Consider the following 16,540-nt stretch of genomic DNA (forward strand, 5'->3'; position numbering starts at 1 on the left):
GCACGCAGCTTTGAGTTCTGAGAGACCCCTCACCCGACCTGCTTCGCAGGCCACCCTCTCCCGCAAGGGGAGAGGGACGAGTTGTGCAGCTTTCGCGGGGATGGCGGTTTACCCCCTCACCCTCCCACGCTTCGCGTGGGCCCCTCCCTCTCCCTATGGGAGAGGTGAAAAAGGAACGGGGATCAGCCCGCGGCGCTCTCGCGGGCGACTTCGTCGACTTCGTTGGCCGAGCCGAGGACCACCGGGACGCGCTGGTGGAGCTTGGTCGGGGCGAGGTCGAGGATGGGGGTGACGCCGTCGGTGGCCTTGCCGCCGGCGCGTTCGACGATCAGGGCCATGGGGTTGGCCTCGTACATCAGGCGCAGCTTGCCGGGCTTGGTCGGCTCGCGGGCGTCCCACGGGTACAGGAAGACGCCGCCGCGCATCAGGATGCGGTGCACGTCGGCGACCATCGAGGCCACCCAGCGCATGTTGAAGTTCTTGCCCCGCGGGCCTTCCTTGCCGGCTAGGCAGCCGTCGACATAGCGGCGGATCGGCGCGGCCCAGTGGCGTTGGTTCGACATGTTGATGGCGAACTCGGCCGCGTCGGGCGCGATGGTCGGGGCGGCGTGGGTCAGCAGCCACCGGTCGTCGGCCGACAGGGTGAAGCCGACGACGCCCGAGGTCAGGGTCAAGACCAACATGGTCTGCGGGCCATAGACGGCGTAGCCGGCGGCGACCTGGTGACGGCCCGGCTGCAGGAAGTCGGCTTCGGTCGGCTCGCGGCCTTCCGGCGCGGGCAGGACCGAGAAGATGGTGCCGACCGAGACGTTGACGTCGATGTTGCTGGAGCCGTCGAGCGGATCGAAGGTGACGAGGAAGCCGCCCTGGCGGCCAGTCGGCTCGATCTCTTCCAGCTCTTCGGAGGCCAGGCCCGCGACCGGCTGGCAGGCCTTCAGGGCGTCGCTCAGCAGGTCGTTGGTCAGGATGTCGAGCTTCTTCTGCTCCTCGTCCTGGACGTTGGTCACCCCGGCCGCGCCGAGATTGCCCAGGATCGCCCCGCCGGCGACGATACGGCTGATGCGGGCGCAGGCGGCGGCGATGTCGGCGACGACGGTCTTGACCGCGGGACTGGAGGGATCGCCGGCGAGGTGGCTGGCGAGATCGATCAGGGCGGTCATCAGGAAGGGCCTCGAATGGACAGGCGGCGAAGCGCGCCGCGGCTGCGAGCCGACTCGCAGACTAGTACGACAGTATTACGTGGTGGAACGGGCCAGCGATCAAAGCTGGCCCGATAAGCCTCAGACCCGACGCTTCATGCGCACTTCGCGCACGGCGCCGGTCGAGGAATTCATCACCAGGCTGTGGGTGTGGACGAAGCCGTCCTTGAAGGTCACCCCGTCCAGCAGGGCGCCGGAGGTGACGCCGGTGGCCGCGAAGATGGCGTCGGCGCGGACGATCTCGTGCAGATCGTACTTCTTGTCGAAGTCGGTGACGCCCCAGCGCGCAGCGCGGGCGCGCTCGTCGGCGTTGCGGAACACCAGGCGCCCCTGGAACTGTCCGCCCACGCACTTCAGGGCCGCGCAGGCCAGCACCCCTTCGGGGGCGCCGCCGGAGCCGAGATAGAGGTCGATGCCGGTCGACGGATCGGCGGTGTTGATGACGCCGGCGACATCGCCGTCGGTGATCAGATTGACCCGCGCGCCGGCCGAGCGGACGGCGGCGATGATCTCGGTGTGGCGCGGACGGTCGAGCACGCAGACGGTGATCTGCGAGGGATCCACGCCCTTCGCTTCAGCCAACGCCTTGACGTTCTCGGCCGGCGACTTGTCCAGATCGATGACGCCCGCCGGATAGCCCGGACCGCAGGCGATCTTGTCCATGTAGGTGTCGGGGGCGTTCAGCAGCGTGCCCTTGGGCGCCCAAGCCATCACGGCCAGCGCGTTGGGCATGGCCTTGGCCGTCAAGGTGGTGCCTTCCAGCGGGTCGAGAGCGATGTCGACCTTGGGGCCGCCGCGGCCCACCTTCTCGCCGATATAGAGCATGGGCGCTTCGTCGCGCTCGCCCTCGCCGATGACGATCTCGCCGTCGATCGACAGGTCGTTGAGCGCATTGCGCATGGCGTCGACGGCCGCCTGGTCGGCGGCCATCTCGTCACCCCGGCCCACCATGGTCCAAGACGCGATGGCGGCGGCTTCGGTCACGCGGACCGCATCCAGGACCAGAGAACGGTCCAGGGTGTTAGAACTCATCAGTGTCTCCCAGCCCGTGGCGAGGCTAAATTCCCAATGTCTTCATACCCTGGACCGCTTGTTGCTCGCGGCCTCTAGCTACGTGCGACACGCAGAAGACGGGGACGCTCTAGCACGGCCTGCAGTTTTTCGATGCGTGTAATCGCGTCGAGAAGCTTCGATTCCGGAGTCGCATGGGTGACGATCACGATCGGCACACCGCCCGCCCCTTCGACGGGCTTCTGCAGGAAGGCGTCGATCGAGACGCCGCATTCGGCCAGGGTTTCGGAGATGGCGGCGATGGCGCCGGGCTCGTCTCGGACCATGATCCGCAGATAGGCCTTGCCGACGCTGCGGGCCGGATCGACCGGCACGAACGGCGCCAGCGCCCCGGCCGGGGCCTGGAACACCGGGCGGACGGCCTTGGTCATGACGTCGGCGATGTCGGCGGCGACGGCGGCGGCGGTCGGGCCAGCGCCCGCGCCCGGACCCTGGATGAAGATGCGGCCGATGCGCTTGCCCTCGATGAACAGCGCGTTGAGCGCGCCGCCGGCCTGGGCCAGCGGGTGGGTCAGCGGGATCAGGGTCGGGTGGACTTTCACCGAGACGCCGTCGTCGGACTTGGCGGTGCCGGCGATGAGCTTGATGCGATAGCCCAGGTCCTTGGCCAGCTTGATGTCGAGCAGCTCGACCTCGCTGATGCCCTCGATCTCGGCGGCCTCGTAGTCGGGGGCGCAGCCGAAGGCGAGAGCCGCCAGGATGGTGATCTTGTGGCCGGCGTCGAAGCCGCCGACGTCCATGGTCGGGTCGGCCTCGGCGTAGCCCAGCGCCTGGGCCTCGCGCAGCACGTCGCCGAAATCGCGGCCCGTCTTCTCCATCTCGGAGAGGATGTAGTTGCAGGTGCCGTTGAGGATGCCGGCTACCGAGACGACGTCGTCGCCGACCATGGCCTCGCGCAGCATCTTCACGGCCGGGGTGCCGCCCATGACGGCGGCTTCGAACAGCAGCGGGACGTTGTTGGCCTCGGCCAGGGCGGCCAGCTCGGCGCCGTGCTCGGCGATCAGGGCCTTGTTGGCGGTGACGACGGGCTTGCCCAGCTTCAGGGCGGCCTCGACCGCGGCCTTGGCCGGGCCGTCGCTGCCGCCGACCAGCTCGACGAACAGGTCGACGTCGGGCGAGCTGGCCAGGGCGACCGGATCGTCGAACCAGGTCAGGCCCGAGATGTCGATCGTGCGCGGGCGCGACTTGGAGCGGGCCGAGACGGCGGTGACGACGGCGCGGTCGCCGGCCGGGGCGAAGTCGGGGCGTTCGGCCAGGAACTGCAGGAGGCCGCCGCCTACGGTGCCGAGGCCGGCGACGCCGACGCGCCAGGTTTTCTGAGTCATGGTGCGGTTCCTAGTCTTCCAGTCGGCCCCGGGGGCCGCCCTCGTCCTTCGACAGTTCAGGATGAGGGCTATTGCAGGCTTTGGCAGTCGAAATCCTCACCCCGAGCCTGTCGAAGGGCGAGGATTTCGCGAGTTGGTTCAACCCTGTTCGAGGCTGTTGTGAGCCTTGGCGAGGATCTGGTCGGCGTTGGCGATGAACTTCTTCACGTTGCGCGCGGCCTGCTTGATGCGGTGCTCGTTCTCGACGAGGCCGATGCGGACATAGCCCTCGCCGTATTCGCCGAAGCCGATGCCGGGGGCGACGGCGACGCCGGCCTCCTCGATCAGCAGGCGCGAGAACAGCATCGAGCCGGCGGCTTCGAACTGCGGGGGGATCTTGGCCCAGGCGAACATCGAGGCGGGCGGGTTGGGGATGTCCCAGCCGGCGCGCTTCATCGACGAGACCAGGGTGTCGCGGCGGCCCTTGTAGATGCCGCGGATCTCCTCGACGCAGTCCTGCGGACCGTTGAGCGCGGCGGCGGCGGCCACCTGCACGGGCGTATAGGCGCCGTAGTCGAGATAGGACTTCACGCGGGCCAGGGCCGCGCAGATGCGGGCGTTGCCGACCACCATGCCCACGCGCCAGCCGGCCATGGCGTAGGTCTTCGACAGCGAGTTGACCTCGACGGCGATGTCCTTGGCGCCATCCACCTGCAGGATCGACGGCGGCGGGTTGTCCTCGAAATAGATCTCGCCATAGGCCACGTCGCTGATGACCAGCAGGTCGTGCTTCTTCGCGAGCGCCACGGCGTCCTTGTAGAAGTCGAGATCCACCGTCTGGGCCGTCGGGTTGGACGGGTAGGACAGGATCAGCACGGAGGGCGGCGGCACCGAGTGCTTCACCGCGCGGCTGATGTTGGACAGGTACTGCTCGGGGCTCAGGGCCGGCACGTGGCGGATGACGCCGCCGGCCATGATGAAGCCGAAGGCGTGGATCGGATAGGCCGGGTTCGGACAGATGATGACGTCGCCGGGGGCGGTCAGGGCCTGGGCGAGGTTGGCGAAGCCCTCCTTCGAGCCGAGGGTCGAGATCACCTCGGTGTCGGGGTTCAGCTTCACGCCGAAGCGGCGGTCGTAATAGCCGGCCATGGCCTTGCGCAGGCCCGGAATGCCCTTCGAGGCCGAGTAGCGGCCCGAGCGCGGATCGCGCGAGGTCTCGACCAGCTTATCGACGATGTGCTGGGGCGTGGGCATGTCGGGGTTGCCCATGCCGAAGTCGATGATGTCGACGCCCTGGCCGCGCAGGCGGGCCTTGATGCGGTTGACCTCTTCGAAGACGTAGGGCGGCAGGCGGCGGATGCGATGAAAATCGGCGGTCATGATGGCTCGTGCGCCCTCTGGCGCTGCAGGAGCGAAAAGTCGGGCATGGATAGACCCCGAGCGGGGTATAGCCAAGCCAGTTCAAGGAAAATTATGCCTCCGTCGCCCTATTGGGGCTTGGACGGAGGCGGGGTAGCTCGGCCACGAGCAGCCTTGGCGAAGGCTTCGGTCTCGGCACGGTCGGCGACGGTCGGAATCTCCGACGGCGGAACGCGCGCCGCGCGCTGGGCGCGGGCGGCGAAGCCTTCGGTGTCGGACAGGGCGAAGGTGTCGGGCGCGGTGTCGCGCTTCAGCTGGGCGGCGGCCGCCAGCTCTTCCTGCACCTGGGCCTTGTACTGGCCGGGCTTGGGGATGTCGGTCGGGATCGCCGGGATCTCGGCGAAGCTCGGCCGCACGCCGCGCTGGTGGGCCGCGGCCTCGGCGGCGGAGGCGACCGGCGAGGTCTGATCCACCGGCGGCGGCGTGAACGGCGACGTGCCGCACGCCGACAGCAAGGTCGCGAGGACCGCCAGCGAGGCGCCGTAACGTACGATTTTACCGGTTTGGCCGTTCATCTTGTCTCAGGTCTTATGCGATGATCGCGGCGAGCGGAAGGCGCCGAACGAGAATCGGGCCGCCGATCGACGACATTCAGACGGAAGGAACGCGCATGGCAAAGGGCGGGACCACCGGCAAGGACACGGGCAAGAGCGCCAAGGCGCCGCCGAAGCCCAGAAAAGCCCCTGCCGCAGCCGCCAAGAAGCCCGCCGCCGCGCCAAAGCCCCCTCCTCCACCGCCTCAGCCTGACCCCAAGCCCGAATCAGCGGGCGCCGGCTTCTCCGCCGGTCCCGACATCGCCTCGCTGCTGACCGAAGAGCAGCGCAGGATGATGGAGACCCTGTCGGCCAACCTGGCCCGCGCGGCGGTCACCGCCCAGGGCGCGATCGCCGAGGCCGCGCTGCGCCAGGCCGACCGGCCCGCGGCCCTGTCGCCCGACCCGTTCCACGTCGGCCCGGCCCTCAACGAGGTGATCGGCAGCCTGGCGGCCCAGCCCGACCGGCTGCTGCGCGCCCAGGCCGACCTCTTCAACGGCTACATGGAGCTGTGGCAGTCGGCCGCCCGCCGCGCCGTCGGCGAGGAGACCAAGCCGGTCGTCGCCCCGGCCCACGGCGACAAGCGCTTTTCCGACCCCGACTGGGTGACCAACCCGGTGTTCGACATGATGAAGCAGTCCTACCTGCTGACGTCGAACTGGCTGAACGGGCTGGTGGCCCAGGCCGAGACCGTCGATCCGCAGTCCAAGCGCCGGGTCGAGTTCTTCACCAAGATGCTGACCGACGCCTTCTCGCCGTCGAACTTCCTGATCTCCAACCCCGCGGCCCTGCGCGAGGTGATGCAGACGGGCGGCGAAAGCCTCAAGCGCGGCATGGAAAACTTCGCCGCCGACCTGGAGCGCGGCGGCGGGCAGCTGGCCATCAGCCAGACGGACCTGGCCAAGTTCAAGGTCGGCGAGAACGTCGCCACCGCGCCCGGCAAGGTGGTCTACCAGAACGACATCCTGCAGCTGCTGCAGTTCGATCCGACCACGGAGCAGCAGTACGAGATCCCGCTGCTGATCTTCCCGCCCTGGATCAACAAGTTCTACATTCTGGACCTGCGCCCCGAGAACTCGATGATCCGCTGGCTGACCGGCCAGGGCTTCACGGTGTTCGTGGCCTCGTGGGTCAATCCCGACAGCCAGCTCGCCGCCAAGACCTTCGAGGACTACATGCTCGAAGGCATCTACGACGCCAGCCAGCAGGTGATGACCCAGTGCGGCGTCGATCGGGTCAACACCGTCGGCTACTGCATCGGCGGCACGCTGTTGTCCTGCGGCATGGCCCACATGGCCGCGCGCGGCGACAAGCGGATCAACTCGGCCACCTTCTTCGCCGCCCAGCAGGACTTCGCCGAGGCCGGCGACCTGCTGCTGTTCACCGACGAAGCCTGGCTGAAGGAGATCGAGCAGCGGATGGACCAGGAAGGCGGTTTCCTGCCCAGCCAGTCGATGGCCGACACCTTCAACGCCCTGCGCGGCAACGACCTGATCTGGTCGTTCTTCATCAACAACTACCTGATGGGCAAGGAGCCGCGCCCGTTCGACCTGCTGTTCTGGAACGCCGACCAGACGCGGATGCCCAAATCGCTGCACCTGTTCTACCTGCGCAACTTCTACAAGGACAACAACCTGACCCATGGCCGCCTGAGCCTGGGCGGGGAGCAGTTGGACCTGTCGAAGGTCAAGACGCCGATCTACGTGCAGTCGTCCAGGGACGACCACATCGCCCCCTATCGCAGCGTCTATCGCGGGGCGCGGGCGTTCGGCGGGCCGGTGACCTTCACCATGGCCGGCTCGGGCCACATCGCCGGCGTGATCAACCACCCGGACGCCAAAAAGTACCAGCACTGGACCAACGAGCACCTGCCCGGCTCGGTCGAGGGCTGGCTGTCGGGCGCGGTGGAGCACCCCGGCTCATGGTGGCCGCACTGGGCGGGCTGGCTGAAGGCCAAGTCCGGCAAGCTGATCCCGGCCCGCGATCCAGCCAAGGGCCCGCTGAAGGCGTTCGAGGAGGCCCCGGGCAGCTTCGTGCGGGTGCGCTCGAACGCGGCGGCTTAAGCGCTTCGCGCTCCCCCTCAGTCGCTCCGCGACAGCTCCCCCAAAGGGGGAGCATCTATCTGGCGCGGCGCTCCTAGATCCTCCCCCTTTGGGGGAGGTGGCCCGGAGGGCCGGAGGGGGTCAGCGGCGCCACCTTGAAGACCCACGTTCGCCCAAAACTCGCCCCGATCACGGCGGAGCTTGCCGCCATGCTCGAGTTCGACCGTCGCACAGCGCTGGGCCTGCTGGCCGCCGCCCCCTGGCTGGGCGCGGCGAGCCGTGGCGACGGCCTGCGACTGGCCAAGGCGGCTCGGGCCCAGGTCGGGGTGACCACCGACTATGATCCCAGCTACCGGGCGATCGGCTATCCGCACGGCGACGTGCTGCGCACCACGGGCGTCTGCGCCGACGTGCTGGTGCGGGCCGCCCGCGACGCCTGGAACGTCGATTTGCAGGAGCGGGTGCACACCGACATGGTGCGCGCCTTCTCCGCCTATCCCGCCCGCCGCGCCTGGGGCCAGAAGAGCGCCGACGCCAATATCGACCATCGGCGGGTGCTGAACCTGGAGACCTATCTCGACCGCCAGGGCGCCCGCGTGCCCGCCAGCCAGGCGGCGCGATCGGGCGACGACTTCGACCAGCCCGAGCCCGGCGACATCGTCACCTGGCGCCTGTTCGGCAACGGCCGCCCGCATATCGGCGTGGTGGTCGAGGGACCGGACCGGCCCCGCGTGGTGCACAACATCGGCGCCGGCGCGCGGGACGAGCCGCTGTGGATGCTGAAGCTGCACAAGCCGGCGGGGCACTATCGCTGGCGGGTTTAGGCGCCCCCACCAGATCCCTCTCTCTTTGAGAGAGGGCGGGGCCCGCCGCGAAGCGGTGGGAGGGTGAGAGGTAACAAACTTTCCGAACGAAGCGCGGGCGGGGCCGCCGGCCGAGGGGGCAAGAGGTCTTCCGGCCAGCGGTGAAACCTCTCACCCTCCCACGCCTTGCGGCGCGGGCCCCTCCCTCTCTCTAAGAGAGAGGGATCATGAGGTTCAGATACGCCTCTAGCCGCTCCACTCCCACCGCCGCCACGTAGCCATCCGGCCGGATCAGCACTTGATCACCATCGGCCAGACCGTAGACGCGGCTCATGGCGTCATCAGGATCGGCGAAGGCGCCCTCCCCGACCGACACGATCCGCAGCCCCTCGCGCGGGTCGATGGGAGCAGCGCCCTGCACCACCAGGGTCCAGTGCGGGCCAGCCGTCAGTTCGAATAGCCGCACCGGCCCGCCCGCCGCATCGCGCAGGACGGCGTCCGGCGCGCGGTCGCCGGCCAGCAGGCCCTCCTCGCGTCCGGGCGTCTCGAGGGACAGGGACGAGGCCTCGTAGCCCAGGTCCAGCTGGTGCACCTCGCGGCCGCGCCGCATGTCGCCCCGCCGGGCCTTTTCTAGCAGATCGGTCGCAAGGCCCAGCATGCCGGCCGCGATCGGGCGACGCTCTTCCTCGTAGGTGTCGAGCAGGCTCTCGGGCGCGCCGGCCAGCACCGCCGCCAGCTTCCAGCCCAGATTGTAGGCGTCCTGCACGCTGGTGTTCAGGCCCTGGCCGCCGGTGGGCGGATGGATGTGGGCGGCGTCGCCGATCAGGAACACACGCCCGACGCGGTAGCGGTCGGCCAGCCGGGCGTTCATGGCGTAGGCCGAGGCCCAGACGACGTCGTGGATAACCAGATCGGTCCCCGGCGTCCGCGCCTCGATGAAGGCCTGCAATCCGGCCGCGCCAAGATCGACCTCGCCTTCAAGAGGGATCGGGGCCTGTAGCTGGAAGAGACCGGTCCCGGCCAGCGGGCACAGGGCGTACTGCCGGCCCATGTCGCCCTCGTTGAAGCGATGCCAGGCGTCGCGGCTCAGGCCTTCCAGCACCACGTCGGCGACGATGGCGCGTACGCCGAGGGTCTTGCCCGGAAAGTCCACGCCCAGCGCCTTGCGCACGAAGGAGCGGCCGCCGTCGCCACCCACCAGGTAGCGGCAGGCGATCGTCTCGGGTCCGGACGGCCCTTGCAGGCGGGCGACGACGTGGCCTACGTGCTGGTCGAAACCCGTCAGTTCGCGACCGTATTCGACCGCCCCGCCCATCTGGTTCAGCCGCTCGCGCAGCACCGCCTCGGTGGCGAACTGCGGGACCATCAGCGGGGTGCGATAGGGCTCCTGAGCCGTGGGCGCGGCCACGACCATCTCCTGCACCTCGTCGCAGCCGCCGTCGGCGCGGTGGATGCGCTGGGGCGGATAGGGTCCGCCGACCGCCAGCAAGGCGGTCAGGACGCCCAGGTCCTCGAACACTTCCAGGGTGCGCGGCTGGATCCCCTTGCCGCGCGAACCGGCGAAGGGGGCCGGCAGCTTGTCGACCAGGCGGAACGACAGGCCGCGGCGGGCCAGGTCGATGGCGAGGGTCAGGCCGGCGGCGCCCGCGCCGCAGATCAGGACGTCGATGGGGCTGTGGTCTTCCATGTCGGCCTCATTATGTGCATGATGCACATAATCGTTCGAGGTCACCGCATGTCAACAAACAATGTGCAAAATGCACATATCTTGAAGTCCCTGCCCTCGCTGCACCGGTCGATGATGGATCTGGTCGGGGCGATGAACGAGCCCGAGCGGGACGCGGCCATGCTGGAGGCGGCCGGCCTTTCCCTGGAGCGGGCGCTGTTTCCGCTACTGGTCTCGATCGAGCGGCTGGGGCCGATCGGCGTGGTCGAGCTGGCTGGCCGGGTCGGGCGCGACCACTCCACCGTCAGCCGGCAGGTGGCGCGGCTGGAGGAGCTGGATCTGGTCAAACGTCAGGCCGGCGCGGCCGACCGCCGGGTGCGCGAGGCGGTGATCACGCCTCAGGGCAAGATCGCCACCGACGCCGTCGACGCGGCCCGGGCGCGCATGGCCCTGGTGTTGTTCAAGGACTGGAGCACCGAGGACGTCGACCATCTGGTGCGGCTGATGCGCAAGCTGGCCGACGGGATCAACGACGTGGACATGCCCCCTCTCCCATAGGGAGAGGGAAATTCCTAGAGCCCCGCCTTCTCGTCCAGGCCCAGGGCCAGGTTGAGGTTCTGCACGGCCGCGCCCGAGGCGCCCTTGCCCAGGTTGTCGAGCAGGGCCACCAGGCGGGCCTGGCCGCTGGTGTCGGAGCCGAAGACGAAGAGCTTGATGCGGTTGGTGCCGTTCAGGCCCTCGGGGTCGAGGGTGGCCAGGCTCTTGGCCTCGTCCAGCGAGGCGACCTCGACGAAGGCCTCGCCCTTGTAGTGGGCGGCGAGCGCGGCGTGGATGTCGCCCAGCGAGCACGAGCCTTCCAGCAGGCCAAGATGCAGCGGCAGCTCGACCAGCATGCCTTGCGCGTAGCGGCCGACGGCCGGGGTGAAGATCGGACGGGTCAGCAGGCCGCCGTGCTTCTGGATCTCGGGCACGTGCTTGTGGGTCAGCGACAGGCCGTAGATGCGGTAGGCGACCTTTGTGTAGGTCGGCGAGGTCTCGTCCTCGAACTCGGCGATCATCGCCTTGCCGCCGCCGGTGTAGCCGGAGACGCCGTTGAACGAGACCGGCAGGTCGGACGACAGCAGGCCGGCCGAGACCAGCGGACGGGTCAGGGCGATGGCGCCGGTGGCGTAGCAGCCGGGGTTGGAGATCCGCTTGGCGCCGGCGATCTTCTTGCGCTGTTCCCTGTCGAGCTCGGGGAAGCCGTAGGTCCAGTCGGCGTTGGTGCGGTGGGCGCTGGAGGCGTCGATCACCTTGACCAGCGGGTTCTCGATCAGGCTGACGGCTTCCTTGGCCGCGTCGTCGGGCAGGCACAGGATCACCGCGTCGGCGGCGTTGAGCAGCTCGGCGCGGGCGGCGGCGTCCTTGCGCTTGTCGGGATCGATCGAGATCAGCTGCAGATCGGTGCGGCCGATCAGGCGCTCGCGAATCTGCAGGCCGGTGGTGCCGACTTCGCCGTCGATGAAGACCTTGGGGGCGTTCGCCATTGCCTACTCCTCGACCTGGGCCGGCCTGTGCTCAGGCCCAGTCTTGCAGCGCCGTGTGACCGACGCTCGCGTTCGGGCCATGCGGACCCGAGAAAATCGCAAGAAAAAGGGCGCTTCGGATGACCGAAGCGCCCTCTTCCAAACGCGTATAGACGCGCTTAGCGCTTCGAGAACTGGAAGCTGCGGCGGGCCTTGGCCTTGCCGTACTTCTTACGCTCGACGACGCGGCTGTCGCGGGTCAGGAAGCCGTGCGGCTTCAGGACCGGGCGCAGGGCCGGTTCGTAGTAGGTCAGGGCCTTGGACAGGCCGTGGCGGATGGCGCCAGCTTGACCCGACAGGCCCGAACCTTCGACGGTGACGTCGACGTCGAACTGGCCGAGGCGCTCGGTCACTTGCAGCGGCTGGGCGATCATCATGCGCAGCACCGGACGAGCGAAGTAAACTTCCTGGTCACGGCCGTTGACGGTGATCTTGCCGGTGCCCGGCTTGATCCACACGCGCGCGATGGCGTTCTTGCGCTTGCCGGTCGCGTAGGCGCGGCCTTGGGCGTCGATCTTGGGCTCGGCCGGAGCGGCCGCGACGGGGTTGCTGGACAGGCTGGCCAGCGCGTCAAAACCTTGAGCTTCGGACATGACTTAGGCGCTCCGGGTGTTTTTGACGTTGCGCGCCGCGAAGTCGATGACTTCCGGGTTCTGCGCTTGGTGCGGGTGCTCGGCGTCGGCGTAGACCAGCAGGTGCGTCAGTTGCTTGCGCGCCAGCGGGCTTTCCTTCGGCAGCATGCGCTCGACGGCCTTGTTCAGGACGCGTTCCGGGAAGCGACCTTCCAGGACCTTGCGCGGGGTGGTTTCCTTGATGCCGCCCGGGTGACCGGTGTGGCGATAGTAAACCTTGTCGTCCAGCTTCTTGCCGGTGAACTTCACCTTGTCGGCGTTGATCACGACGACGAAGTCGCCGCAGTCGACGTGCGGGGTGTAGTCGGGACGGTGCTTGCCGCGAAGACGCATGGCGATGAACGTCGCCAGACGGCCGACAACGGCGTCCTTGGCGTCGACCACGATCCACTTCTTCTCGACCTCGGCGGGCTTCAGGGAAGCCGTGGTCTTTTGCATGGGATTGATCCGTAATTCCTGTGCGTCGGGGGCCAAGGAAACGGCTCCGTCCGCGTGAGGGGCGGCTGATACCGAAGCCTTGGCCACCTGTCAACAATGCGCGCGCAGGAAAGTTCGGAAAGCCTTGCGGAGCAAGGGATTGCGCGATGCGGTATCTAAATACCGCATCGCGCCGTATTCCCTTACTTGGCCGCGTCGAAGCCGAAGGCGTGGCGCATGACCTGGAAGATGTAGCTCTCCTCGACCACGCCGCGGACCAGATAGGCGCCCGGGCCGTCGGCGTAGATCCCGACGTCCTCGCCGGAGTGGGCGGCGCTGGGCAGGTTGGCCAGGGCCTGCTGGTGGTAGTCGACCTCGTCGAGGTCTTCCTTGGCCGGATCGGCGCGCAGCTCGGCGCCTTCAGCACCGCCGGGACCGGTGGCGAAGCTCAGCACGGTGTAGGCCTTGCCGTCGCCGGCCACGACCGGCTCGCCCTCGTTGCCGGCCAGGCCCAGGATCGGGGCGCTGCGGGCGGCGTAGCCCGAGATCACCAGGCCGTGGCTGTGGTCGGCGGTGACGATGACCAGGGTCTCGTTCAGATCGACCTTGGCCAGCACGGCCTCGATGGCCTTCGAGAACTCGACGGTCTCGGTCAGGGTGCGCTTGGCGTTGTTGAGGTGGCTGCCCATGTCGATCTTGCCGCCCTCGACGAGCAGGAAGTAGCCCTTCGGGTTCTGGGCCAGGATGTCGACGGCCTTGGTCGCCATCTGGGCCAGGGTCGGCACGCCCTCGCCCAGCACCGGACGCTCGACCTCGTAGGGCAGGTGCTCGCCGGCGAAGAGGCCCAGCACCGGACCGGTCTTGGTCGCGTCGATCGCCGCCAGCTGGTCGGCGGTCGTGACATAGGCGCCGCCCTTGGCCTTGGTCCATTCGGCGGTCAGGTCGCGGCCGTCGGCGCGCTTGCCGCCCTTCTCTTCCGGCAGGAAGCGCGAGCGGCCGCCGCCCAGGGCGACGTCGAGGCGCAGATTGGCGGGGGCCTCGACCAGCTGGCGGGCGATGTCCTTGCAGCCGCCGCTCAGGGCCTCGGCCGGCATGTCGCCGTCGCCTTCCCAGTCGCGATAGGCGGTGTGGGCGTAGGTCCCGGCGGGCGTGGCGTGGGTGATGCGGGTGGTGGTGACCGCGCCGGCCGACAGGCCGTGGGCCTTGGCGATCTCGGCGATGGTCTCGACGCGGTTGGCCGCCTCGTCGGCGCAGGCCTCGGGCTTGGCCTGGCCGGTCAGGCCGATGACCTTGTTGCGGGTCTTCACGCCGGTGGTGATGGCGGTGATGCCGGCGGCGCTGTCGGTGACCTGGGTGTCGTGGCTGTAGGTCTTGGAGAGCGCCACCCACGGCAGCTTCTCGAAGGCCAGGGCGTTCGACTCGCCGTCGACGCCGCGCTGCTGGCCCTCGTAGATGCGGCTGGCCACGGCGGTGGAGATGCCCATGCCGTCGCCCAGGAACAGGATGACGTTCTTGGCCTTGCCGGTCTTGGGGTTGACGGTCAGGGCCTTGGCCAGGGCGGCCTCGCCGGCCTTGTAGTAGCTGTCGGCGGCCTGGGCGGGCGTGGTGTCGGCGGCCAAGGCGGCGACGGGCGCGAAGGGCGCGAGGGCCAGGGCGCAGACGCCGGCCAGGAGCGAGGGAACGCGGATCACGAGGGGATCTCCAGCAGGGACATGCGGGTCCTGTGCTGGAGTTTCATGACAGTTCTTCGAGCGCCGACTCAGAAAGCCCGGATCGGCGAAATCCCGGCTCACCTCTATCCGTAAAACCCCCGCGAAAGCGGGGGCCCAGGCGTTTTATCGTCGAGCGCCGTGGGTTTCAGAAAAAGCCTGGGTCCCCGCTTTCGCGGGGATTTTACGGGATGAAGGAGCAGCTCAGGGCCGCCGCACGCGCCAGGCGAAGGTGGTGGCCGCGCCCAGCAGCAGGGCCGCGCCGGCCTGGTGCAGCACGCCGAGGCTGAGCGGCACGGCGGCCATCAGGGTCCAGACGCCAAGGCCCGCCTGGACCAGCACGACGCCGAGCACGACACAGGCGACGATCCGGGCCTCGTGCGGCAGGCGGCGGGCGCGGGCCGCGCCGACGGCGAGCGCGATAGCGGCGGCGCACACGGCGTAGGCCATCAGGCGGTGATGCAGCTGCACCGCGCCCTGGCTGTGGGCGAGCGTGCCCCACAGGCCCTTGCCGGCGTATTCGGTCGGCAGCAGCGAGCCGTTCATCAGCGGCCAGTCGTTGTAGACGAGCCCTGCGTCGTTGCCGGCCACCAGGGCGCCCAGCAGGCTCTGGAAGAACACCGCGCCCAGGAAGGCCAGACCCCAGCCGCGCCACTCGCTGCGCTCCTCGACGCGCGGCGCGCCGTTCCAGGCGTCGAGCGCGGTCCAGATCAGCAGCACGAAGAGGGCCAGCGCCAGGCCCAGGTGGACCATCAGCCGCTCGGGCGCGACCGAGACGCGCTCGGAAAGACCGCTGGAGACCATCCACCAGCCGACCAGCCCCTGCAGGCCGCCCAGGGCCAGCATGGCCCCGCAGCGCAGGATCAGGCGGCGCGGCAGCATGCGGCGCACCAGGAAGAAGGCGAACGGCAGGGCGAAGGCCGCGCCGACGATCCGGCCCAGCAGCCGGTGCGCCCACTCCCACCAGAAGATGCCCTTGTAGGCCTCGACGGTCATGTCGGGGTTCACCAGGTGATACTGGGGAATCTGCTTGTAGAGCTCGAAATTGGCGCGCCAGGCCTCGTCCGACATCGGCGGCAGCGCGCCCATGATCGGCTTCCACTGGGTGATCGAAAGCCCCGAGTCGGTCAGGCGAGTCGCGCCGCCGACCACGACCATGGCGAAGACCAGGGCGGCCACGACGAACAGCCAGATGGCGACGGGCCGGGAACGGTCGGAACGCAGGAAGGAAGTCATGAAGCCGAAAAAACGCCTGTTCTGGGCCTAAATGGGGCGGCAAGACCCCTACTCCCGCGCCCCTACTCCCCGCAAGGCGCCGATGTCCATGTCCTGCTCATGCTTAAGGAGCCGCTCAAGCGGGTCATGACGCAGTCGACGGCCCGTGCCATTGTGCGGGAGCGTGGCAGCCGAAAGTGTTTGCGGTTTCGGCGCCTGCCACGCTCCATTGTTTCATTTGGAGCCTCGTAGAGGCTCCGGGCTGCGGGGGCGCAGCGCGTTCCTGGGGGATGTGAGATGAGCGGCGTGGGCGTGTTCGTCGCCTTGGTGATCGGCATCCTGGCCGGCTGGATCGCGGACGTGGCCCTGGCCCGCCGCCACAGCCTGTTCATGCAGATGCTGATCGGGGTGATCGGCTCATTTATCGGCGCCTTCATCGCCCAGCGCCTGCACATGGTGGTCCCGGGCTTCCTGGGCAGCCTGGTGGTCTCGGCCGTGGGCGCGACCCTGTTCCTGGCCGTCCTCGGCCTCTTTCGGAGATCCGCGTGAGCGCTCCCCTCATTCCGGCGCGCCTGCGCAAGCTGATCGGCTCGATCGGCGTGATCGCGATCCTGCTGGGCTGGATCTGGGCCTTCACCAGCCTCTACGACCACCTGCCCCTGAATCGGGCCGTGCACCTGCTCTATTTCGTGGCGCTGGGCATGGGCTGGATCCTGCCGGTCATTCCGCTGATCACCTGGATGGGCAAGGCGGACAAACCGCTGAACGTCGGCGAGCGATAGTCTGGGGCGAGCGATAATCCGGAAACGAAAAAGGCCGCCCCGAAGGGCGGCCTTTGCGTTTCTTCCGCGGTCTTCTCTCCAGAGAGAGAATGGTCGGAGCGACAGGATTCGAACCTGCGACCCCTTGACCCCCAGTCAAGTGCGCTACCAGGCTGCGCCACGCTCCGACGCGGAAGGAGCGCC

At 68.6% G+C, this 16,540-nt stretch carries 16 protein-coding genes and 1 tRNA gene; 5 read left to right on the forward strand and 12 right to left on the reverse strand.

Features of this window, described 5'->3' with window-relative positions; translation table 11 throughout:
- Positions 1–182: 182 nt before the first annotated feature.
- The 5 genes from AC07NG_RS07590 to AC07NG_RS07610 form a co-directional block, all read right to left on the reverse strand.
- Positions 183–1,160, reverse strand: a complete 978-nt coding sequence (locus tag AC07NG_RS07590; RefSeq protein WP_494593075.1) for a class 1 fructose-bisphosphatase — start codon at positions 1,158–1,160, stop codon at positions 183–185.
- Positions 1,161–1,280: 120 nt separating this feature from the next.
- Complete coding sequence (glpX, locus tag AC07NG_RS07595; RefSeq protein WP_487291096.1) at positions 1,281–2,231, reverse strand: class II fructose-bisphosphatase; 951 nt, start codon at positions 2,229–2,231, stop codon at positions 1,281–1,283.
- Positions 2,232–2,305: 74 nt separating this feature from the next.
- The gene (locus AC07NG_RS07600; protein WP_110118263.1) at positions 2,306–3,595 is read right to left on the reverse strand and encodes a homoserine dehydrogenase; all 1,290 of its coding nucleotides are present in this window, start codon (positions 3,593–3,595) and stop codon (positions 2,306–2,308) included.
- Positions 3,596–3,733: 138 nt separating this feature from the next.
- Positions 3,734–4,954 carry an LL-diaminopimelate aminotransferase gene (locus AC07NG_RS07605; protein ID WP_487291097.1) on the reverse strand — a complete coding sequence of 407 codons (1,221 nt, stop codon included), beginning with the start codon at positions 4,952–4,954 and terminating at the stop codon, positions 3,734–3,736.
- Positions 4,955–5,061: 107 nt separating this feature from the next.
- Positions 5,062–5,508, reverse strand: coding sequence for a hypothetical protein (locus AC07NG_RS07610; protein ID WP_492854612.1), 447 nt, complete (start codon positions 5,506–5,508; stop codon positions 5,062–5,064).
- Positions 5,509–5,819: 311 nt separating this feature from the next.
- Here AC07NG_RS07610 and phaC point away from each other — a divergent pair, with 311 nt between their 5' ends.
- Both phaC and AC07NG_RS07620 read left to right on the forward strand, forming a co-directional pair.
- Positions 5,820–7,589 carry a class I poly(R)-hydroxyalkanoic acid synthase gene (phaC, locus tag AC07NG_RS07615; RefSeq protein WP_494593494.1) on the forward strand — a complete coding sequence of 590 codons (1,770 nt, stop codon included), beginning with the start codon at positions 5,820–5,822 and terminating at the stop codon, positions 7,587–7,589.
- 188 nt (positions 7,590–7,777) lie between these two features.
- On the forward strand, positions 7,778–8,392 hold the full coding sequence (locus AC07NG_RS07620) for a DUF1287 domain-containing protein (protein ID WP_494593078.1): 615 nt from the start codon (positions 7,778–7,780) through the stop codon (positions 8,390–8,392).
- 190 nt (positions 8,393–8,582) lie between these two features.
- Here the strand turns inward: AC07NG_RS07620 and AC07NG_RS07625 are convergent, their stop codons facing one another.
- Positions 8,583–10,058 (reverse strand): FAD-dependent oxidoreductase, encoded by a 1,476-nt coding sequence (locus AC07NG_RS07625; RefSeq protein ID WP_494593080.1) that lies wholly within the window; start codon positions 10,056–10,058, stop codon positions 8,583–8,585.
- Between the two features lie 81 nt (positions 10,059–10,139).
- Here AC07NG_RS07625 and AC07NG_RS07630 point away from each other — a divergent pair, with 81 nt between their 5' ends.
- Positions 10,140–10,595 carry a MarR family winged helix-turn-helix transcriptional regulator gene (locus tag AC07NG_RS07630; protein ID WP_494593081.1) on the forward strand — a complete coding sequence of 152 codons (456 nt, stop codon included), beginning with the start codon at positions 10,140–10,142 and terminating at the stop codon, positions 10,593–10,595.
- A gap of 14 nt (positions 10,596–10,609) precedes the next feature.
- Here AC07NG_RS07630 and argC read toward each other — a convergent pair whose 3' ends face one another.
- From argC to AC07NG_RS07655, 5 genes are all read right to left on the reverse strand, one after another.
- Positions 10,610–11,563 (reverse strand): N-acetyl-gamma-glutamyl-phosphate reductase, encoded by a 954-nt coding sequence (argC, locus tag AC07NG_RS07635; protein ID WP_492854616.1) that lies wholly within the window; start codon positions 11,561–11,563, stop codon positions 10,610–10,612.
- 158 nt (positions 11,564–11,721) lie between these two features.
- Positions 11,722–12,195 carry a 30S ribosomal protein S9 gene (gene rpsI / locus AC07NG_RS07640; RefSeq protein ID WP_487291104.1) on the reverse strand — a complete coding sequence of 158 codons (474 nt, stop codon included), beginning with the start codon at positions 12,193–12,195 and terminating at the stop codon, positions 11,722–11,724.
- Between the two features lie 3 nt (positions 12,196–12,198).
- Positions 12,199–12,672 (reverse strand): 50S ribosomal protein L13, encoded by a 474-nt coding sequence (rplM, locus tag AC07NG_RS07645; protein ID WP_110118255.1) that lies wholly within the window; start codon positions 12,670–12,672, stop codon positions 12,199–12,201.
- A 182-nt stretch (positions 12,673–12,854) separates the two neighbouring features.
- Positions 12,855–14,342 (reverse strand): alkaline phosphatase, encoded by a 1,488-nt coding sequence (locus AC07NG_RS07650; protein WP_494593084.1) that lies wholly within the window; start codon positions 14,340–14,342, stop codon positions 12,855–12,857.
- A 222-nt stretch (positions 14,343–14,564) separates the two neighbouring features.
- Entirely contained in the window at positions 14,565–15,596 is a 1,032-nt protein-coding gene (locus AC07NG_RS07655; RefSeq protein ID WP_494593086.1) for a COX15/CtaA family protein, read from the reverse strand.
- Between the two features lie 276 nt (positions 15,597–15,872).
- Between AC07NG_RS07655 and AC07NG_RS07660 the strand changes: the two genes are divergently transcribed.
- Both AC07NG_RS07660 and AC07NG_RS07665 read left to right on the forward strand, forming a co-directional pair.
- The gene (locus AC07NG_RS07660) at positions 15,873–16,124 is read left to right on the forward strand and encodes a GlsB/YeaQ/YmgE family stress response membrane protein (RefSeq protein ID WP_494593088.1); all 252 of its coding nucleotides are present in this window, start codon (positions 15,873–15,875) and stop codon (positions 16,122–16,124) included.
- On the forward strand, positions 16,115–16,357 hold the full coding sequence (locus AC07NG_RS07665; protein WP_487291183.1) for a DUF2842 domain-containing protein: 243 nt from the start codon (positions 16,115–16,117) through the stop codon (positions 16,355–16,357). Before AC07NG_RS07660 ends, AC07NG_RS07665 begins: the two co-directional genes overlap by 10 nt.
- A 90-nt stretch (positions 16,358–16,447) precedes the next feature.
- Here the strand turns inward: AC07NG_RS07665 and AC07NG_RS07670 are convergent.
- Positions 16,448–16,524 (reverse strand) — tRNA-Pro (locus AC07NG_RS07670).
- Between the last annotated feature and the right edge of the window lie 16 nt (positions 16,525–16,540).

It is taken from the genome of Caulobacter sp. GW821-FHT10C03, assembly GCF_059415485.1.